The 18,775-nt window shown below is 61.6% G+C and carries 17 protein-coding genes and 2 pseudogenes; 6 read left to right on the top strand and 13 right to left on the bottom strand.

The genetic code is table 11. The annotated features are described in order from the left end of the window. From AAHM38_RS24245 to AAHM38_RS24185, 13 genes and pseudogenes are all read right to left on the bottom strand, one after another. Positions 1-87, bottom strand: a pseudogene (locus tag AAHM38_RS24245) (DUF3304 domain-containing protein); the annotation flags it as partial. Positions 88-183: 96 nt separating this feature from the next. Beyond that, positions 184-1,038, bottom strand: coding sequence for a DUF4123 domain-containing protein (locus AAHM38_RS24240; RefSeq protein ID WP_116577023.1), 855 nt, complete (start codon positions 1,036-1,038; stop codon positions 184-186). A gap of 82 nt (positions 1,039-1,120) precedes the next feature. After that, a complete protein-coding gene (gene yiaA / locus AAHM38_RS24235; RefSeq protein WP_037027430.1) occupies positions 1,121-1,594 on the bottom strand; it encodes an inner membrane protein YiaA in 474 nt (157 codons plus the stop codon). 38 nt (positions 1,595-1,632) lie between these two features. Next, on the bottom strand, positions 1,633-2,298 hold the full coding sequence (locus AAHM38_RS24230) for a DUF2345 domain-containing protein (RefSeq protein ID WP_342234355.1): 666 nt from the start codon (positions 2,296-2,298) through the stop codon (positions 1,633-1,635). 3 nt (positions 2,299-2,301) lie between these two features. Continuing rightward, positions 2,302-4,047, bottom strand: a pseudogene (locus AAHM38_RS24225) (type VI secretion system Vgr family protein); the annotation flags it as partial. Positions 4,048-4,356: 309 nt separating this feature from the next. Continuing rightward, positions 4,357-5,151, bottom strand: a complete 795-nt coding sequence (locus tag AAHM38_RS24220; RefSeq protein ID WP_004626975.1) for an ABC transporter ATP-binding protein — start codon at positions 5,149-5,151, stop codon at positions 4,357-4,359. Between the two features lies 1 nt (position 5,152). Continuing rightward, on the bottom strand, positions 5,153-6,061 hold the full coding sequence (locus AAHM38_RS24215; RefSeq protein WP_012762021.1) for an ABC transporter permease: 909 nt from the start codon (positions 6,059-6,061) through the stop codon (positions 5,153-5,155). A 175-nt stretch (positions 6,062-6,236) separates the two neighbouring features. Further along, complete coding sequence (locus AAHM38_RS24210) at positions 6,237-7,217, bottom strand: ABC transporter substrate-binding protein (RefSeq protein ID WP_009238093.1); 981 nt, start codon at positions 7,215-7,217, stop codon at positions 6,237-6,239. Positions 7,218-7,508: 291 nt separating this feature from the next. After that, positions 7,509-8,306 (bottom strand): peptidylprolyl isomerase, encoded by a 798-nt coding sequence (locus tag AAHM38_RS24205; RefSeq protein ID WP_009238094.1) that lies wholly within the window; start codon positions 8,304-8,306, stop codon positions 7,509-7,511. A gap of 42 nt (positions 8,307-8,348) precedes the next feature. Then, positions 8,349-8,621, bottom strand: coding sequence for a BolA family protein (locus AAHM38_RS24200; RefSeq protein ID WP_116577022.1), 273 nt, complete (start codon positions 8,619-8,621; stop codon positions 8,349-8,351). After that, positions 8,621-9,202: a septation protein A gene (locus AAHM38_RS24195; protein ID WP_009238096.1), complete on the bottom strand. Its 582-nt coding sequence runs from the start codon at positions 9,200-9,202 to the stop codon at positions 8,621-8,623. Before AAHM38_RS24195 ends, AAHM38_RS24200 begins: the two co-directional genes overlap by 1 nt. 43 nt (positions 9,203-9,245) lie before the next feature. Beyond that, a complete protein-coding gene (gene msrB, locus AAHM38_RS24190) occupies positions 9,246-9,632 on the bottom strand; it encodes a peptide-methionine (R)-S-oxide reductase MsrB (RefSeq protein ID WP_027681409.1) in 387 nt (128 codons plus the stop codon). 128 nt (positions 9,633-9,760) lie between these two features. Further along, entirely contained in the window at positions 9,761-11,350 is a 1,590-nt protein-coding gene (locus AAHM38_RS24185; RefSeq protein ID WP_116577021.1) for a protein adenylyltransferase SelO, read from the bottom strand. A gap of 344 nt (positions 11,351-11,694) precedes the next feature. Here AAHM38_RS24185 and AAHM38_RS24180 point away from each other — a divergent pair, with 344 nt between their 5' ends. The 6 genes from AAHM38_RS24180 to AAHM38_RS24155 all read left to right on the top strand — a co-directional run bounded on the left by AAHM38_RS24180 (position 11,695) and on the right by AAHM38_RS24155 (position 18,712). Then, complete coding sequence (locus AAHM38_RS24180; protein WP_116577020.1) at positions 11,695-13,323, top strand: 3-(methylthio)propionyl-CoA ligase; 1,629 nt, start codon at positions 11,695-11,697, stop codon at positions 13,321-13,323. A 219-nt stretch (positions 13,324-13,542) separates the two neighbouring features. Then, positions 13,543-14,799: a branched-chain amino acid ABC transporter substrate-binding protein gene (locus AAHM38_RS24175; protein ID WP_116577019.1), complete on the top strand. Its 1,257-nt coding sequence runs from the start codon at positions 13,543-13,545 to the stop codon at positions 14,797-14,799. A gap of 126 nt (positions 14,800-14,925) precedes the next feature. Next, on the top strand, positions 14,926-15,873 hold the full coding sequence (locus AAHM38_RS24170) for a branched-chain amino acid ABC transporter permease (protein WP_024541690.1): 948 nt from the start codon (positions 14,926-14,928) through the stop codon (positions 15,871-15,873). Then, complete coding sequence (locus tag AAHM38_RS24165) at positions 15,874-17,208, top strand: branched-chain amino acid ABC transporter permease (RefSeq protein ID WP_116577018.1); 1,335 nt, start codon at positions 15,874-15,876, stop codon at positions 17,206-17,208. Beyond that, positions 17,205-17,993, top strand: coding sequence for an ABC transporter ATP-binding protein (locus AAHM38_RS24160; RefSeq protein WP_009238103.1), 789 nt, complete (start codon positions 17,205-17,207; stop codon positions 17,991-17,993). Before AAHM38_RS24165 ends, AAHM38_RS24160 begins: the two co-directional genes overlap by 4 nt. Next, positions 17,993-18,712 carry an ABC transporter ATP-binding protein gene (locus tag AAHM38_RS24155; RefSeq protein WP_009238104.1) on the top strand — a complete coding sequence of 240 codons (720 nt, stop codon included), beginning with the start codon at positions 17,993-17,995 and terminating at the stop codon, positions 18,710-18,712. The genes AAHM38_RS24160 and AAHM38_RS24155 overlap by 1 nt, the downstream gene beginning before the upstream one ends. The last annotated feature ends 63 nt before the right edge of the window (positions 18,713-18,775 follow it).

Genomic DNA, 18,775 nt, shown 5'->3' with positions numbered 1-18,775 from the left:
GCGTGCCGCCATGGCCGCGCGGTCATCGCAGCCGGCAAGCAGGGCGAGGCTGATCAGCAACAGTGCCCTGATTGATTGGGTTTTCATAAGCTGACATTCCAATGCAAAAACAGGCTGATACAAGCGCGCTTTTCGTGTGAGGAGCCGCAATCGTTTGTGATCGGTTCTTTTAAATTCATTCGGCTATTGCGAGCGCTTGGCTTTCGCAAGCAATTGTCCCCACGTTGAGGAATGAATGCCTTCTTCACATGCCGCCATGGAGCTACCGCGACGCATGCGCTCTTCCAGAGCGATGCGAACGCTGTTGTGTTCGTCAAAAGCTGGGCCGTATTGGTAGGACAACTCGCAAAAACGCAACCTGTCGGCGGGTTCGGTTAGACCCCATGCTGCGGCCTTCTGGTACCGATGCAGGAAGTTCGTGAACCGAGGAAAGTAAGGACCATCCTGCGTTACAGTGCCGTTCTCCACCAATGCTGCAAGAAGCTGATCGGGCTCGCAGTGCTCAACAAGCCGGTCGAGTTGCTCTTGGGTGAGTTGAATCGAAAGCGGAACGGATTGCGTGGCGCCGCTATTCGCCGGCCCATCAATGCGTTCCCAGCTTTCGCTGTGGCCGCGGTATTTCCACTGCTCGATGGGCTCCATGAGCTTGTCGCTGATTTCATCGCCCCAGACTTCCATTGCGAGCAGCAGGTTGCGGGGGTCGTAATAGCGGATCAACGCCGTCATGCCATCGCCGATGTCGGCAATCAGGAATTGACGCAGGTGGCGCGCGAGCGGATCAATATCAGCACGGCTCCAGATCAAGGTGAGGCATGGAGCCTGTAAGTCCATCGCATCTAGCTCGGCCAGCCACGGTGCGTTGGCGTCAGCCACCCGCGCAAGGAAGAGCGAGGCATCTCCTGCTTCTTCTTCTGGCAAGCCGGCGTAGACGTTGCGGAATTCAGTGCCCGCCTCGCGCAGCAAGGCGGCCAGGCGCATGGGGTAAGCAGCGCCATCTGCCAGCACATAGATATAAACCGTGTCTTCGTTTCCTGACATTGCACACTTTGGGATAGCTGAGAGAGAGGCCGGCTCGCTGTGGCGGAGCGACATTTGCGAGCCGGAGGGCTTGCTGGGCGTGCTAGTCGTCTTGGCGGGCGAATGCGCTGGCATCCGGAACGTGCTGTACCAGGGCCGGATCAATGACGAGTGGTTGGGCTGCCTGGATATCGCGCGTGTTCTTTTGCACGGCAATGGCGCCGAACAGTGCAAGGGCAAACGACATGCCGTAGAAACCCTTTTCGCTCAGGGCAAGCGTGGCATTGAACAGACCTACACACAGGAGCAGCACAGCCAGAAGCACGGAAACCCAGCTCAGGCCGTAGTAGATACCCGTGACGGGGATACCTTCGAGCCGGTCTCGCACGCTCTTTTGTACCGACACAGCGGCGAAGAGGCCGTAGACGAGCACGGTGAAGTAGTAGCCCCGCTCATTCAACTGCATGTTGGCATTGAAGAGTCCAACAAGAAACGCAAGAAAGCCGGCCAGTAGCGCCGCCCAGGAAGCTGCGACAAAGGCAAAAGAGGGTCGGTGCGCTTGATAGGAATTTTGCATAATCAGTTCGATGATGGTTGATGAAAAGTTGGAGGGGGTTAGCGGGGCACCACGGCGGTATTGCGCATGGCGGCCTTTAGCAGGCATTCAAGGCACACCTGCTTGGGCTTGAGGTCGACGGGCATGCTGCTTGGGCCGGTGAGGTTCTTACTGGCGGCGTAGACTTTCCACGCACCTTCGGTGCCGTTTTCGATACCCCCGGTGGTCAACTTGATATAGCTGCCTCCGCCGTTGAGTTGCAGCTCCTGCTTGGCCTTGATGGTGATCTTCTCGGCGGTGGCGGTAATTTCGAGCTTGGCGAGCAGGTGAATGGAATTCTTGAGGGCTTGCACATTGATGTTGCCGGCGGCAGCAACAAAGCGCATTCCTGCCTCGTAGACAAAGACACGCCATGCCTGCCGCACGCTGGCGAAGAATCCTCCGCCAGCTGTGACGGATACATGGTCTCCGGTGGTAATTGCGAGATGCGTGCCACTCTGCAGGTGGGTCAGGCCCGGTGTTGAGGTGGCGATGCCCACGGGGCTCGTCAGCGCCAGCTGAGGGGCCGTGAATTCCTTGAGCGGTCCATCTCCCTTGAGCGCGGCGTGCTGGCGAGCCATGGCCTTGGCGATTTCCTTTTGCTCGCCATTTTGGGCATTGGCCTGCTGAGCGGCGTCGGCCAGTTGTTCGGTCTGACACTCCGCTTGTTGCAAGGCGTCCACCATATCGCCCATGCTTAGCGCGTAGTCGTCGCCGTGATTGCGCTTGTAGGTGGTTAGAAGCATGCCCATGGATGCCCGCATGGCTCCCCACGCATCGGTGCGCAGCTCGTAGCCCTCACCGCGCTTATGCCTGCGCCCCTGCCAGTCAGGAATCGCAACGATATGACCGAGGGCCAATTCTGATGATTGAAAGTCCGAGCCGATTTGAGCCTGGGGTTGCCCCGGTGTGTCATCCGCCAGAATCCTGTTTTGGCGGACACCACCGTGGCCTTCTCCATCGGGCAATTCCTGGCTCGCAAAACCCGAGAGCGCTTGCATTTGAGGCAGGACCCACGGCGGCAGGTTCATCTTGTTGTAGACGCGCTCGGTGGCGACGAGGCAGTCCGGGTCGCCATGAATGCCAATTACCAAGACCTCTTGCCCGACCCGCGGCAGGTGCATGGCGCCAAAGCGATTGCCCGCCCACGTATTGGCAACGCGTACCCAGCATGAGCTGTGCTCGTCGTTGTTGCCGTACAGGTCGTACGGCATCTGCACCTTGATGCGCCCGTACTGATCGGTATGTATCGGGTGTCCTGCCGGGCCGACGACACGCGCTTGGATCGGGCCAGACATACGTGGCTTGTGCTGCGTGCGTGCGGGCCGGAATATTTCGTTGGTTGGCTGTACCTCGAATTCCACTTCGCAACGCCATTGCTGGCCGGTTCCCGTGGTTTCGCCGATGTCTTCAATGCGAAGCTTGGTGCCGAAGATGAGGTATTCACGGTTGGCTTCCTGTTCAAGAAAATCAACGAGGTGGAAGGTGCAGCCCGGCACCATTGCGCGCAAGTTACCCTTGCCTTTGCCGCGCAATCCATGCTGCCGGATTTCCTCCATCCGAATGCGAGCGATGAATCGGCCTTCGTCCTATGGGTCGCTGCCGGTTGCCGGCTGGCTGTGGTCGCCGGGGTATTCGTAGAGGCTTTGTGTTGAATGCGCTGTGTCGCGCGGGTCGCGGTCCCGAATGCTCAGGTCGGCACGAGGCTTGCCAAAGTCGTAGTCCGATGTACGCCACTCGCCCGAGACAAGCTGGTCAATGAGTTCGAATTCATGGGCATGTTCTTCGTCGATGCGGTGGCGTGTGGCCTGCCAGCGGATCGTGTGATATGCGGCGCTTGAGCAGGGCCCGAATGCGCTATTGCTATCGGTTAGCACAAGGCGTTGCCGCCCGCCGGAATGGGCCATGAACCAGGAAATTCCCCACTCTTGAGTGAGGCGCTGGAAGTAGGCGAAGTCCGTCTCGCCATACTGTTGCTGAAAGACCCTTTTCGGGTACCTCCGCACATCCAGGCGTTTTTCTACCGGGTAGATGTAATTTCCCAGCAACGCATCCAGAATCTGAACAACGTTCATTTCCTGGTAGATCTTGTAGTCTGAGCGCAGCGTTGCAAGCCATAACCAGGGCCGCAGTGTGAGGCGATAGGCGATATGTCGGCCTACCAGATAGGGGCCGCGCACCCGTGTGACGATCCCGGTGATCTCGCGTGTGCCTGCACCCGTGCCGCTTTGCAACCCGATGCCCGAGCCATCCAGTTCAATCCGGATCGTGACTTCGGTGCCCTCCAGGGTCTTTTTGTCAAGGTCGGCTGCGGGGCCATAGATTGCGTTACGTTCATCTGGCGTGCGCAGTTCCAGATCGTATTCGAACAGTTCGTTGAGGTTGTCCGTGCCGGATAGACTTGAAAACACCAAGGTGGGTTGTCCAAGAAGCATGGGCAATGCCGCGCCTGAAACGGAAATGGTCCGGCCGGAAAGCGGCAAATGATCTAGGCCGTCCATGAAGGGGCTCCTTTGGCAGGTAATCGACAAAATGAAATACGTGCAAACCTGCCAAAGGCTGCCAAATGCGATGCTGCAAATACATGAGACGGTTCTGAAAACCGTTTCTAATTTTCAAAATCAGAATTCAGAACAAGTGATAGTAAATCGAACGTCGAATGCGACATTGATGCGCTTGCCCCAAAAGAAAACGGGCACCCGAAGGTGCCCGTTTCTCTGGCGCGTTGAAAAGCAGCGGTTGGTTCAGCCCAGCAACAGCGCGTCGTCGTCCACCTTGGCACCGCGCGTTTCCTCGAATTTCTGCAGCAGGTGCGGCACGTCCAGGCCACGGCGTTCCTCGCCTTGCACGTCGAGGATCACGTTGCCCTGGTGCAGCATCACCGTGCGGTCGCCGTAGTCGAGCGCCTGGCGCATGGAGTGCGTCACCATCATCGTCGTCAGCTTGCTCTCCGAGACGATCTTGGCGGTCAGCTCCAGCACGAAGGCGGCCGTTTTCGGGTCGAGCGCGGCGGTGTGCTCATCCAGCAGCAGGATGCGCGACGGCTGCAGCGAGGCCATCAGCAGGCTCACGGCCTGACGCTGGCCACCCGAGAGCAGGCCGATACGATCGGTCAGGCGGTTCTCCAGGCCGAGGTCCAGCCGGCGCAGTTGCTCGCGGAAGATCTCGCGCCATTTGCGGTTGGTCGCGAACTTGAAGCCGCGACGCTGCCCACGGCACATGGCCAGCGACATGTTCTCTTCGATGGTCAGGTTTTCGCAGGTGCCGGCCATCGGGTCCTGGAACACGCGGGCGACCTTGTCGGCGCGTTGCCACGCGGTCTTGCGCGTGACGTCTTCACCGTCGATGGTGATGCGGCCCGAGTCGACCAGCTGGTCGCCGCTGATGGAGTTCAGGAACGTCGATTTGCCGGCCCCGTTCGAGCCGATCACGGACACGAACTGGCCTGACGGGATCTCCAGCGACAGGCCGCGCAGCGCGCGCGTCTCAATCGGCGTGCCCGGGTTGAAGGTGAGGGTGAGTCCTTGTGCGCTCAGCATGTCAGTTCCCCTTGGTAGTGGTCTTGGCGAACTTGCCGAACACCTTGCGGCGCACACCGGGAAGCACGAGCGCGATCACCACCAGCGCGGCGGTCACCATATTCAGGTCTTGCGCCTGCAGGCCGATGAAATCGCTGTTGAGCGCCAGGGCGATGAAGAAGCGATACAGGATCGCGCCCACCACCACGGCCAGCGTGGTCAGCACCAGGCGGCGTGCCGGCAACACGGTCTCGCCGATGATGACGGCAGCCAGGCCGATGACGATCGTGCCGATACCCATCGACACGTCGGCGCCGCCCTGCGTTTGCGCGTAGAGCGCACCAGCAAGCGCCACCAGGGCGTTGGACAGCGCCATGCCGGCCAACGTGGCAGCGCCGGTGGCGACACCCTGTGCGCGCGCCATGCGCGGGTTGGCGCCCGTGGCACGCAGCGACAAGCCGATCTGCGTCGAGAAGAACCAATCCACCAGCAGCTTGACGACCACCACGACAACACCCAGCAGCACGGGTCGGAACACGTAGTCGGGCATCCACTCGGGCTGCAGCAGCGAGAAGACCGTCGGCTCGGAGATGAGCGGCACGTTCGGCTTGCCCATGATGCGCAGGTTGACCGAGTACAGCGCGATCATCATCAGGATGCTGGCGAGCAGATCCATGATTTTCAGGCGCACGTTGAGCCAGCCCGTGATGAAACCGGCAACTGCGCCGGCCAGCGTGCCACCCAGCGTCGACATGAACGGATCGTGTCCGCCGGCGATGAGCGTGGCCGCCACGGCGCCGCCCATCGGGAAGCTGCCGTCGACAGTGAGGTCAGGGAAGTTGAGGATGCGGAAGGAAATCAGCACCCCGAGCGCCACAAGGCTGAAGATCAGACCGATCTCCAGGGCGCCGAGCAATGAAAACAGTGACATGACGGAATAGGGCGCGGCGATTGGGCACCGGCCGGTGTGCAATGAACGGGGACGCTTTCGGGTAGGAGCGTAAGCGCCCGGCCATGATGCGGCGGATAGCCGCGTTGGGGCTCGGGCAGGCAGACCCGCGCCGGGCCGGCTCCGTCGGGCGGAGGCCGGCCCGGCGCCTTGCGAGTTACTTGATGACTTCCTTGGCGTCCTTCAGCAGGTCCGCCGACAGGGTGGCGCCTTGCTTCTTGGCTGCGCCTTCGTTCACGAACAGCTCCAGGTCGGAGCTGCCGGCCGACGCAATCGCGCCCGGCTTCTCACCCTTCAGGATGCGGGCGACGACCTTGCCGGTCTGCTGGCCCAGCTTGTAGTAGTTGATGCCCAGTGCAGCGATGGCGCCACGCTTGACGCTGTCGGTATCGCCGGCCACCAGAGGGATCTTCGCTTCGTTGGCCACCTTCACCAGCGATTCGTACGCCGACACCACGTTGTTGTCGGTGTTCGTGTAGATCACGTCGACCTTGCCGATCAGGTTCTTGGCGGCCGGCGCGATATCCACGGTACGCGGAGCTGCCGACTCGACGAGCGTCATACCTTGCGCCGACAGCAGCTTCTTCAGCTCGGTGACGACCACGACCGAGTTTGCTTCGCCCGGGTTGTAGACCATGCCGACACGCTTGGCATTCGGCACCACACGCTTGATCAGCGCGATCTGCTTGTCCAGCGGCAGCTTGTCGGACACGCCGGTCACGTTGGTGCCGGTCGGCGCCCAGCTCTTGACCAGTTGTGCGGCAACCGGATCGGTCACGCCCGAATACACGACGGGGATCGACTTGGTGGCAGCCACAACGGCCTGCGCCGACGGGGTAGCGATAGCGACGATGGCGTCCGGCTTGTCGCCGATGAACTTGCGGGCGATCTGCGCGGCGGTGGCCGTGCTGCCTTGCGCGCTCTGATATTCCCACTTCAGGTTCTTGCCTGCGTCGAAGCCTTCGGCCTTGAGTTGTTCCTTGGCGCCATCGCGGATGGCGTCGAGCGCGGGGTGCTCAACGATGGCCAGCACTTCGACCGACTTGGTGGCCTGGGCCAGTGCCGGTGCGGTGTGCAGCAGCGCCATCGGAATGGCTGCGAGCGCGGCAATGCGGAAGGCGTGCTTGAACGTGGACATAAGGATCTCCTGTTTCCTTTTGGGTGGTTTCGCTCTGGCGGCGGGCGGGATATGCCCGTGCCGGCGTGGTTGGTTTTGTAAGACTGTCTTGATTCTTGAGTGCACCGAAGCAGTGCAATGCCGGCGCGCGTGGGCGCACATTATCGGCCAAATCGCAATGCTTTTCAGCAAACACTTCAAAAGAAAACCTGGGGCAGGGAGGGGGTTCCGGTTGCGTGCGATGCAACGCCGCCATCAAATCAAAAAGGGGCACGCGGCCCCTTTTTTCACTGCCCCAACGGGCTGCTCTGCTTACTGGATCTTCGCTTTTTCGCGCAGGTCTTTCAGCATCGCCTGGAACTTGCTGCGTTGCCAGTTCTGGTCGCCCATCATCATCTCGAGCAACTGCGGCTTGACGTCTTCGTACGACGGGATCTTGGCGTCGCGCGTGTCGTCCAGACGGATCACGTGCCAGCCGAATTGCGTCTTGACCGGCGTCTGGGTGATCTGCCCCTTCTTCAGGCCGGTGAGAGCGGCCGAGAATTCCGGCACGTAGGTGCCCGGGTTCGCCCAGTCCAGATCGCCGCCGTTGGCGCCCGATCCCTTGTCCTTCGATTGCGCCTTGGCGATGTCTTCAAACTTGGCGCCGGCCTTGAGCTTGGCGATGATGGCCTTCGCGTCGCCTTCCTTGTCCACCAGGATGTGGTGGGCGTGGTATTCCTTGCCGTTGCCGAACTGCGCCTTGATCTTGTCGTACTGCTTGTGCAGTTCGTCTTCGGTGGCAGGGCTGTTCTTGACGTAGTCTTCGAACTCGGCGGCCACGAGCACATTCAGGCGCGCAGCAGCGAGTTGTTCCTGAATGTCGTCACGCTCCAGCAGACCGCGTTTGGCCGCGTCCTGCTCGATCAGTTCACGGTCGACCAGCATGTCGCGGGCCCTGGCGCGCAGTTCGGGCGATTCGGGCTGGCCCGACTTCTTGATCAGCGCGTCCACCTTGGCGCTCGGGATGGCTTTGCCGTTGACCACCGCAGCATTTTGCGCCATGGCGGGAGCAACGGTCGCAGCAAGGGCAGCGGCCAGCAGGCTGGCAGTGAGGCTGGAAATCTTCATGGGATTGCGTTCGAGGGAAGGACGAGTGAGCGTGGAATGCGCTTACGTGTTTTCTTCGGGAGTGACCGCGCGGATCGCCAGCGCATGGATCGCCGCCGGCCACAGCGTGTGCAGCGCATCATACACCATGCGATGACGGGCCAAACGGTTCTTGCCGGCAAAGACCGCGCTGACGATTTCGACGTTGTAATGCCCGCCGCCGGAGGCTGCGCCGGCGTGTCCGGCGTGCTTGGCGCTGTCGTCTTCAACGACCAGTTGGACGGGCTGGAAGGCCTCGCGCAGAAGGCGTTCGATTTCTCGCGGATCTGCAGCCATCACCGGTCGTCTCCAATGTTGGCGTCGTTGGCCGCGTTGGCCGCGTTGGCCGGGCGCTCCTGCATGTGGCGCGCCAGCCAGACACTCTGCGCAAGGATGAATACCACCATCAGGCCCATCGAGCCGAACAGCTTGAAGTTGACCCACACGTCGGTGTCGAAGTTGTAGGCCACGTAAAGGTTCAGGCAGCCCATGACCAGGAAGAACAGCGCCCACACCAGGTTCAGGCGGCCCCACATCGTTTCGGGCAGCGATACCTGCTGCTCCATCATGGCGCGGATGAGGTTCTTGCGAACGACCACCACGCTGCCCAACAGCACAACGCCAAACAGCCAATAGAGCACCGTCGGCTTCCACTTGATGAAGGTCTCGTTGTGGAAGATGAGCGTGGCGCCGCCAAACACACCGATGATGAGCAGCGACAGCCACTGCATGGCGTCGACCTTGCGGTGCTTGAACCACACCCAGGCGATCTGCAGCACGGTGGCGACCATCGCGACGGTGGTCGCCACATAAATACCGGCCACCTTGAAGGCAGCAAAGAACAGGATGACCGGGAACAGATCGAACAGGAATTTCATGCGGGAACGCGCTTGTGCGGGCCTTTGCGGGCCATTAGGGAGATCAATCGCCGAATTTTAGCGCAGCCGAGTTGATGCAATACCGCAGCCCGGTAGGTGCAGGGCCATCTTCGAACACGTGGCCGAGATGCGCGCCGCAGTTCTTGCACTGCACTTCAATACGCAGCATGCCGTGCGAGCGGTCGGTCTTCTCGGCGATCACCTCGCCGTTGATGGGCTGGAAATAGCTCGGCCAGCCGCAACCGGCGTCAAACTTGGTCGACGATTCAAACAGCGGCGTGCCGCAGCAGACGCAGTTGTAGACGCCGCGCTCCCAGTGGTCCCAGTACTTGCCGGTGAAGGGGCGTTCGGTGGCCGCTTCGCGGGTGACGCGGTATTCGATGTCGGAGAGTTGGTCGCGCCATTCGGCGTCGGATTTCTTGACGGTCATGGTGATGAGACTCCTTGTTGGATTCGGCAACCGCGGGATGGAGCGATCGAGCGGCTGACGTTGTTTTGTCGTGCGGCAGCGGCAATCCTGACAGGCGCGGATTAGAGCACGGTGTCAGTTCCGGCGCATCACGACGAGCAGCTCACTTCCAATGACGATGCCCAGTCCGGCGCGGGCTGCGCGTAGTGCTCGAAGCCGGGGTGGTCGTCAAACGGGCGGGCCAGCACGGCGCGCAGGTTTTCGACTTCGGAGAAATCCTTTTCCTTGGCGCGGCGGATGGCGATTTCAGCCAGGTGGTTACGCAGCACGTATTTCGGGTTGACGCGCTGCATGGCGGCTGCGCGTTCGTCGTCGGATTGCGGTTCGGCCTGCAAGCGCTGCCGATAAGCGGCAAGCCATACGTCTGCGGCTGCACGGTCGAAGAAGAAATCGCGCACGGTGCGCGCTTCTGCCGCAGCCGGCGTGTCGTCGCGGCGTACGTCAGCGAGGTGGCGGAAGAACAACGTGTAATCGGCACGCTGGTTGTGCAGGAGCTTGAACAGATCGCCGAAGAGCGCCTCGTCTGCGTCCTGTGCGGTGGAGAGGCCGAGCTTGGCGCGATAACGTGCGTAGAACGCCGCGCCGTAGACGTCGCGGTAAGTCAGTAATACGTTTTGCGCGGCATCGATGGCGGGTTGAGCCTGCGCTTCGTCGCTCAAATTGACGAAAACGTCGGGATCTTCGCCGAACAACGGCAGCAACGCCTGCGCGAGGCAGAACAGGTTCCAGTAGCCGATCTGCGGCTGCTGCGCATAGGCGTAACGGCCGCCGGTGTCCGAGTGGTTGCAGATGTGGTTGGCGTCAAAGCCGTCCAGGAAGCCGAACGGGCCGTAGTCGAGCGTGAGGCCAAGAATCGACATGTTGTCTGTGTTCATCACGCCGTGGCAGAAGCCAACGGCTTGCCAGTCGGCCATCAGTTCAGCGGTGCGGCGGGCGAGTTCGCGCAGCAGCGCGAGATACGGTTGCGGCTCGCTGCGGCTGGCGGCGTAGAAGCGGTCGATGACGTAATCGGCGAGTGCACGAAGCTGGGGCAGCTGTTCGCTGGCCGCAAAGTGTTCGAAATGACCGAAGCGCACGAACGACGGCGCGAGGCGCGTAACGACGGCAGCGGTTTCGATCTCTTCGCGGCGCACGGGGGCGTCAGCGCCGGTCACGCACAGGGCGCGCGTGGTCGGAATGCCGAGGCCTGCCATGGCTTCCGAGCAGAGGAATTCCCGAATGGACGATCGCAGCACGGCGCGCCCGTCGCCCATGCGCGAATACGGCGTACGGCCGGCACCTTTGAGCTGGACTTCGTAGGGGCCGTCGGCGGTCTGGAATTCCGCCAGCAGCAGCGCACGGCCATCGCCCAACTGGCCTGCCCACACGCCGAACTGGTGGCCTGAATAGACAGTGGCGAGCGGGTCGCTCCAGGTGGCGACGGCGTTACCGGTGAATACGGCCAGCCCCGCAGCGGTGTCGAGTTCGGCGCGCGAGATGCCGAGCGACGCTGCGGCATCTGGCGAGAACCCGACCAGATACGGTTCGCCAATCGCTCCCGCAGGCATGGGCATCGGGGGCAGGCGTGTAAGAAAGCGTTCGCCCAGTGCCGAGAAACCGGGGGCTGCTGCGGGGCGGCCAGGCCAGTCGAAGGGGCTCGCAAGGGAATCGTCAGGCAAGGCGGCGGGGGAGGCAGTCATGGGATGGGGCGGCCGGGCAGAGGGCCGGTAACACAGGAAACGGCGCAAAAACAGTGCCGAATCCTCAAAAGTTGTGCGCTTTGCAACGCAGCAAAATGCGCTCTGCGTAGGGGAAAACGCCATGTTGAGACGCAGCAACGCTATCGCGTATTGTACTTGCGAGTAAAAAAAGCTGCAGCCTGCGAACCCTTGCACCACAACGATTCGCAGGATTTTTCAGATGGCCGGGTAAACATGGGGGCCGATGTGGCAGCGCACAACAATATCTCGTTGACGTGCTTGACGATCACGGGAACAATCGGCCAAAAAATAGAACGGTTGTTCAGTTTTTTCTAGGAGACACCATGGCCCTGATGGGACAAATGATGAGCACTCCGTTGCTCATCTCGACCATCATCGAACATGCAGCGCGCAATTCCGGTTCGACTGAAGTCGTGTCGCGCCGTGTCGAGGGCGATATCCATCGCACCACGTACCGGCAAGTGCGAGACCGCTCCAAGCAACTGGCAAATGCGCTGGCCGCACTCGGTGTGCAGCCCGGCGAGCGTGTGGGTACGCTGGCCTGGAACGGCTATCGCCACCTTGAAATCTATTACGGCGTCTCCGGTTCGGGCTCGGTGTGCCACACCATCAACCCGCGGCTGTTTCCTGACCAGATCGCCTACATCGTCAATCACGCAGACGATCAATACGTTTTCTTCGACCTGACGTTCGTGCCGCTCGTCGAGGGCATCGCGCCGCATTGCCCGAACGTGAAGGGCTGGGTGGCAATGACCGATCGCGCGCACATGCCCACCTCCAGCGTGCCGATGCTCTGCTACGAAGAGCTGCTTGATGCGCAGAGCGCCGACTACACCTGGCCGCAATTCGACGAGAACACCGCTTCCAGCCTGTGCTACACGTCTGGTACCACGGGCAACCCCAAGGGCGCGCTGTATTCGCATCGATCCACGGTGCTGCACTCGTATGCGTCAGCCATGCCGGATGCGCTTGGGTGCTCGGCGCAGGACGTGATCCTGCCGGTGGTGCCGATGTTCCACGTCAACGCGTGGGGGCTGCCGTATTCGGTGCCGCTGGTGGGCGCCAAGCTGGTCTTCCCGGGGCCGAAACTGGATGGCGCTTCGCTGTTCGAACTGTTCGAGCAGGAGAAGGTCACGTTCTCCGCCGGCGTGCCGACGGTATGGCTGGGCCTGCTGCAACACGTGCAGGCCAACAAGCTGAAATTCTCGACGTTCCGCAAGACCGTGATTGGCGGCTCGGCTGCGCCGCCGGCCATGATCCGTACGCTCAAAGAACTGGACGTCGAAGTCATCCACGCGTGGGGCATGACGGAAATGTCCCCGCTGGGCACCACGTGCAAGCTGATGGGCAAGCATGCCGACCTGCCGGACGAGGCCAAGCAGCATGTGCTCGAACGTCAGGGCCGCGCCATCTACGGCGTCGAGATGAAGATCGTCGATGCCGAAGGCCACGAACTGCCATGGGACGGCAAGGCTTTCGGCGACCTCTACGTGCGCGGGCCCTGGACCATCCAGAGCTATTACCGCAACGAGGTATCGCCGCTGGTCGATGGCTGGTTCCCGACGGGCGACGTCGCCAACATCGATGCCGATGGCTACATGCAGATCACCGATCGGAGCAAGGACGTGATCAAGTCGGGCGGTGAGTGGATTTCGTCCATCGATGTGGAAAACGTGGCCGCTGCGCACCCCGGCGTGCACATGGCCGCTTGCATCTCGTGCTACCACCCGAAGTGGGACGAGCGCCCGTTGCTGGTGGTGATGAAGAAGCCCGGTGTGGAACTCACGCGTGAGGAGATGCTCAAGTTCTTCGAAGGCAAGGTTGCCAAATGGTGGATTCCGGATGACGTGGTGTTTGTCACCGAAATTCCGCTCACGGCCACCGGCAAGATGCAGAAGCTGAAGCTGCGCGAGCAGTTCAAGGATTATCAGTTCCCCGCTGTACAGGCTTAGCTACATATAGAAACTGCCGCCCGTGCACGGGGTCACCCCGGCACGAGGACGGCGGACGTAAGACAACCGGATCAGGGCCGGCCGCCGCGCGATGGACACGTCGACGCAGCGGGATGAAGCCCGGGCGCGTTGCAACCTGGAGACGCAAGCAGCCGCACGCCCACCAGAGGCATGCGGAGAGTGACTCGCCGGCGGCTCCACCACATGAAGGAGACACGCATGACGAAGTTCCGTCCGTTGGTTGTGGCTGTTGCATGTGTTGCGGCAATCGGTGGGGCAGCTCTGCCCACTGCAGCGTCCGCCGCCGAAACCGTGAAGATCGCCTGGATCGATCCGTTGTCCGGCCTGATGGGCGCGCTGGGTCAGAACCAGTTGCGCAGCTGGCAGTACATCGCCGAACTCGCCACGCAGAAGAACTGGGCCGGCGACGGCACGAAGTTCGAAGTGGTGGGCTTCGATAACAAGCTCTCGCCGCAGGAAAGCCTGACGGCGCTCAAGCAGGTGGCCGATCAGGGCATCCACTACATCGTGCAGGGCAACGGCTCGAGCGTGGGCATGGCGCTGGAAGACGCCGTGGCCAAGTACAACGAGCGTAACCCGGGTAAGGAAATCGTCTACCTGAACTACGCTGCGGTGGATCCGGACATGACGAACAGCAAGTGCAATTACTGGCACTTCCGCCTGGACGCCAACTCCGACATGAAGATGGAAGCGCTGACCAGCTTCCTGGCGAAAGATCCGAAGGTCAAGAAGGTCTACCTGATCAACCAGAACTATTCGTTCGGCCATCAGGTCGCGCGTGCGGCCAAGGAATACCTCAAGCGCAAGCGTCCGGACATCGAGATCGTGGGTGAAGACCTGCACCCGCTGGCGCAGGTGAAGGACTTCTCGCCGTACGTCTCGAAGATCAAGTCGTCGGGTGCCGACACCGTCATCACCGGCAACTGGGGCAGCGACCTGGCACTGCTCATCAAAGCCGGTAAGGATGCAGGCCTGAACGCGAACTTCTATACGTACTACGCCTCGACCACGGGCGTGCCGACTGCGATGGGCTCCGCAGGGGCAGATCATGTGAAATACGTGGGCTACTGGAACGTCAACAACGACGGCTACAAGGGCGCCGATATCGTCGAGGGCTACAAGAAGAAGTACAACGACGATTACTACCTCATGGCGTCGTACACCGGCATCGCCATGCTGGCCAAGGCCATCAAGCAGACGAAGTCGGCCGAGCCTGCCAAGGTGGCCAAGGCCTTCGAAGGCATGAAGGTCGAAAGCCTGAACGGCACCTTCGAGATGCGCGCGTCTGACCACCAGGGCCAGCAGCCGCTCTACATCGCCACCTGGGAAAAAACCAACGGCAAGAACGTCAAGTTCGACCAGGAAAACACCGGCTACGGCTGGAAGACCGATGCGGTGCTCGACCAGTACGTCGCGTCGCAGCCGACTTCCTGCCAGATGAAGCGTCCACAGTAAGGCGGCGGGTGGTGTGCCGAAGGGCCGTCCGATGCTATCGTGCGGCGATGTTTTAAACGGAGTCCACGGGCGAGGGCATTGATGCGCTCGCCCTTCCTCCGCCGAATCTGCTGGAAGGGCTGCAGCGTGGAATTTCTAGTCATCAATCTCTTGAACGGCATCAGCTACGGGCTGCTGCTGTTCATGTTGTCTTCGGGCCTGACGCTGATCTTCAGCATGATGGGCGTGCTCAATTTTGCACACGCCAGCTTCTACATGCTGGGCGCGTATTTCGCCTATGTCGTCAGCGGCTATCTGGGCTTCTGGACCGCGTTGATCGTGGCGCCGCTGCTGGTGGGCGCGCTGGGCGCAGTTGTCGAGCGCTTCGGCCTGCGCACGGTGCACCGCTATGGCCACGTGGCCGAACTGCTGTTTACCTTCGGACTGGCCTATCTGATTGAAGAAGGCGTGAAGCTGGTGTGGGGCCTGCCCGCCGTGCCGTACCGCGTGCCGGATGCACTGGACGGCCCGCTGTTCACGCTGTTCACGTCGTCGTTCCCCAAGTACCGCGCCTTCATGATGCTGGTGTCGCTGCTGATGCTGGTTGGCATCTTTCTGCTGCTCACGCGCACGCGTATCGGGCTCGTCATTCAAGCTGCGCTTACGCATCCGGACATGGTCGAAGCGCTAGGTCACAACGTACCGCGCGTGTTCATGCTGGTATTCGGCGGCGGCTGTGCGCTGGCCGGGTTGGCGGGCGTGATTGGCGGCAACGCGTTCGTGACCGAGCCATCGATGGCGGCAGCGGTCGGCTCCATCGTCTTCGTGGTGGCGGTCGTGGGCGGCATGGGGTCTCTTGTGGGCGCGTTCGTTGCGTCGCTGCTGATCGGTTGCATCCAGACCTTTGCCGTCACGCTTGATATTTCGGTGACCAGCGTGCTTGGGAAGATCGGTGTCACGCTCAACCCCGACGTGCCGCTCATCTCGGTCTGGAACCTGACGATTGCGCAAGTCGCACCGGTGCTGCCGTATCTGCTGCTGGTGCTGATGCTGATCTTCCGCCCGCGCGGGCTGATGGGTACGCGGGAGAGCTAAATGGAACGCACCATGCACCAACAAGCGCAACAACAAGCCGCGCTGCCGGCCAACGATCGAGCGCGGACGATGAAATTCAAGCCGGTCAATCTTGCCCGCTGGATGCTCTGGGGCACCACTGCGCTGGTGATGATCGTGCTGCCGCTCATCTGGCCGCAGGGTTTTGCCATCACGCTGCTTTCGCAGATGGGCATCATGATCATCTTCGCGCTGTCGTACAACATGCTGCTGGGGCAGTCCGGCATGCTGTCGTTCGGGCACGCGGTGTATGCCGGCCTGGGCGCCTTCATGGCCGTGCACCTGCTCAACAAGATCGGCGCCGTGCAGGCGCTGGGCATCGGCGGGCCGCTCGCCGTTGCGCTGTTGCCGATTGCCGGCGGCCTGGGCGGCGCGCTATTCGGCGTGATCTTCGGCTACGTCACCACCAAAAAATCCGGCACGACGTTCGCCATGATCACGCTGGGTATCGGCGAGATGGTGTTCGCCAGCGCGCTGATGTTCCCGGACTTCTTTGGCGGCGAGGGCGGTGTGTCGACCAACCGCAGCATCGGCGACGCGCTGCTGGGCGTAACGTTCGGGCCGGCGCGGCAGGTGTATTACCTGATCGCCGCGTGGTGCCTGATTTCAATGGCGCTGATGTACGCCTGGACGCAGACGCCGCTGGGCCGTATCGCCAACGCCGTGCGCGACAACCCCGAGCGCGTGGAGTTCATCGGCTACAACACGCAGCGCGTGCGCTTCCTGGTAGTGATTCTGTCGGCGTTTTTCGCTGGCATTGCCGGCGCGCTGTCGTGCATCAACTTTGAGATCGTGACGGCCGAGAACGTGTCGGCGGTGCGCTCAGGCTCGGTGCTGCTGGCGGCGTTCATTGGCGGCATGGGCAGCTTCTTCGGGCCGATCATCGGCGCTGTGCTCACGGTGTTCTTCACCGTTGCGCTCTCGGGTATCACCAAGGCGTGGCTGCTGTACCTGGGGCTGTTCTTTGTGTTGATGGTCATGTACGCGCCGGGCGGAATCGCCAGTCTTCTGGTCATGCATCTGCCGATCCTGCGGCGCGGCAAGCTCAAGACGCTGCTGCCGGCTTATGGCGTGGCGATCGTGCCGGCGGTCATCCTGCTGGTTGCATTGATCTCCACCGTGGAAATGATCTACGCCGTGCAGGACGATGCCTCCGGTGGTGTCGCGAAGCTGTTCGGCCTGACCGTCGAACCGACTACCTTGAAGCCGTGGATTGCCGCCGCCGTGCTGTGGCTGGTGGGCGCCTTCGGCCTGCGTGCCGCAGCGGGCAAGCTGCGCACCGCTTGGGACAACGCATTGCAGGAGCCGCAACCATGAGCCAACCAACATCTGGGCCGACCGCAGCGCTCGAGTTGCGCGATGTTCGCAAGCGCTTTGGCGCCACTGAAATCATTCGGGGGGTCAACCTCACCATCGGCAAGGGCGAGCGCCATGCGCTCATCGGACCGAACGGCGCCGGCAAATCGACCACGTTCAACCTGATCTCGGGCCGCTTCCCGGCCAGTTCGGGAAGCGTACGCCTGAACGGCGAAGAGATCAGCGGGCTGGCGCCGTTCGAGATCAACCGCAAGGGCCTGTCGCGCAGCTTCCAGATCACCAACATCTTTCATCGCTTGTCGGTGTTCGAGAACCTGCGCTGCGCGGTGCTCTGGTCGCTTGGCTACAAGTATTCGTTCTGGCACAAGCTGGCAGAGCTGCGCGACGCACGCGAGCGCGCTGAGGAAGTACTCGAGCAGATCGGCATGACGCATCGGCGTGAGGCCGCTGCAGGCCTGCTGACCTACGCCGAGCAACGGGCGCTGGAAATCGGCATCACCATCGCCGGTGGTGCCGACGTGATTCTGCTGGATGAACCCACGGCCGGCATGAGCCGCTCCGAATCCGACCATGCGGTCGAGCTTATCCGCAAGGTCACGGTGGGCAAGACGCTGGTGATGGTCGAGCACGACATGAGCGTGGTGTTTGGCCTCGCCGACCGCATCTCGGTACTCGTCTACGGCGAAGTGATCGCCACCGACACACCCGAAGCCATTCGCAACAACCGGCGCGTGAAAGAAGCCTACCTGGGCACCACGCTGGACGAACCTGCAGGAGCGCATTGATGGCAACGAATACTCCGATGTTGGAGGTGCGCGACCTGCACGCGTACTACGGCAAGAGCCACATCCTGCACGGCGTCGACATGCACGTAGGCGAGGGCGAGATCGTTGCGCTGCTCGGGCGCAATGGGGTGGGGCGTTCGACCTTGGCCAAGTCGATCATGGGCATGGTCCGGCACGAAGGAGAAATCCTGCTGCGCGGCAAGAACGTCAGCGGCCTGCGAACCTTTGAAGTGGCGCACAAGGGCATCGGCTATGTGCCCGAGAACCGAGACATTTTTCCTACGCTGACCGTCCGGCAGAACCTGCTGCTTGGCGAGAAACGCAACCCCGGTCAACCCAAGCCGCGCTGGCAGGTGGAAGACATGTACCAGATGTTCCCGCGCCTGAAAGAGCGCGAGAACACCGCGGCAGGTGTGCTGTCAGGCGGCGAGCAGCAGATGCTGACGCTGTGCCGCACGCTGATGGGCGATCCCGACTTCATCATCATCGACGAGCCGACCGAGGGCCTTGCGCCGCTGGTCGTGACGCTCGTGGGCGAGTATCTGAAGACGCTCAAGGAGCGGGGCATCTCCGTGCTGCTGGTGGAACAGAAACTGGCCATTGCCCTGGATATTTCACAACGCGTGTATGTGATGGGGCACGGGCAGATTGTGTTTGAGGGAACGCCCCAGCAGTTGAAAGCCGATGCCAAAGTCCGGCAGGAGTGGCTGGAGGTGTAAAGGCCGGACGTTCAACCACACTGAATAGATGGCCCGCATGGACAACCGTGCGGGCCTTTTTTG

The organism is Ralstonia sp. OTU4908 (genome assembly GCF_038440115.1).
Classification (GTDB): domain Bacteria; phylum Pseudomonadota; class Gammaproteobacteria; order Burkholderiales; family Burkholderiaceae; genus Ralstonia; species Ralstonia pickettii.
The sequence above is the reverse complement of the archived record's forward strand: the minus strand, read 5'-3'. Positions and strand labels throughout refer to the sequence as shown.

Excerpts from the sequence above, each read along its gene's own strand:
- AAHM38_RS24240 (WP_116577023.1), bottom strand. The coding sequence starts at position 1,038 with ATGTCAGGAAACGAAGACACGGTTTATATCTATGTGCTGGCAGATGGC.
- yiaA (WP_037027430.1), bottom strand. The coding sequence starts at position 1,594 with ATGCAAAATTCCTATCAAGCGCACCGACCCTCTTTTGCCTTTGTCGCA.
- AAHM38_RS24230 (WP_342234355.1), bottom strand. The coding sequence starts at position 2,298 with ATGGTGGACGCCTTGCAACAAGCGGAGTGTCAGACCGAACAACTGGCC.
- AAHM38_RS24220 (WP_004626975.1), bottom strand. The coding sequence starts at position 5,151 with ATGCTGAGCGCACAAGGACTCACCCTCACCTTCAACCCGGGCACGCCG.
- AAHM38_RS24215 (WP_012762021.1), bottom strand. The coding sequence starts at position 6,061 with ATGTCACTGTTTTCATTGCTCGGCGCCCTGGAGATCGGTCTGATCTTC.
- AAHM38_RS24210 (WP_009238093.1), bottom strand. The coding sequence starts at position 7,217 with ATGTCCACGTTCAAGCACGCCTTCCGCATTGCCGCGCTCGCAGCCATT.
- AAHM38_RS24205 (WP_009238094.1), bottom strand. The coding sequence starts at position 8,306 with ATGAAGATTTCCAGCCTCACTGCCAGCCTGCTGGCCGCTGCCCTTGCT.
- AAHM38_RS24200 (WP_116577022.1), bottom strand. The coding sequence starts at position 8,621 with ATGGCTGCAGATCCGCGAGAAATCGAACGCCTTCTGCGCGAGGCCTTC.
- AAHM38_RS24195 (WP_009238096.1), bottom strand. The coding sequence starts at position 9,202 with ATGAAATTCCTGTTCGATCTGTTCCCGGTCATCCTGTTCTTTGCTGCC.
- msrB (WP_027681409.1), bottom strand. The coding sequence starts at position 9,632 with ATGACCGTCAAGAAATCCGACGCCGAATGGCGCGACCAACTCTCCGAC.
- AAHM38_RS24185 (WP_116577021.1), bottom strand. The coding sequence starts at position 11,350 with ATGACTGCCTCCCCCGCCGCCTTGCCTGACGATTCCCTTGCGAGCCCC.
- AAHM38_RS24180 (WP_116577020.1), top strand. The coding sequence starts at position 11,695 with ATGGCCCTGATGGGACAAATGATGAGCACTCCGTTGCTCATCTCGACC.
- AAHM38_RS24175 (WP_116577019.1), top strand. The coding sequence starts at position 13,543 with ATGACGAAGTTCCGTCCGTTGGTTGTGGCTGTTGCATGTGTTGCGGCA.
- AAHM38_RS24165 (WP_116577018.1), top strand. The coding sequence starts at position 15,874 with ATGGAACGCACCATGCACCAACAAGCGCAACAACAAGCCGCGCTGCCG.
- AAHM38_RS24160 (WP_009238103.1), top strand. The coding sequence starts at position 17,205 with ATGAGCCAACCAACATCTGGGCCGACCGCAGCGCTCGAGTTGCGCGAT.
- AAHM38_RS24155 (WP_009238104.1), top strand. The coding sequence starts at position 17,993 with ATGGCAACGAATACTCCGATGTTGGAGGTGCGCGACCTGCACGCGTAC.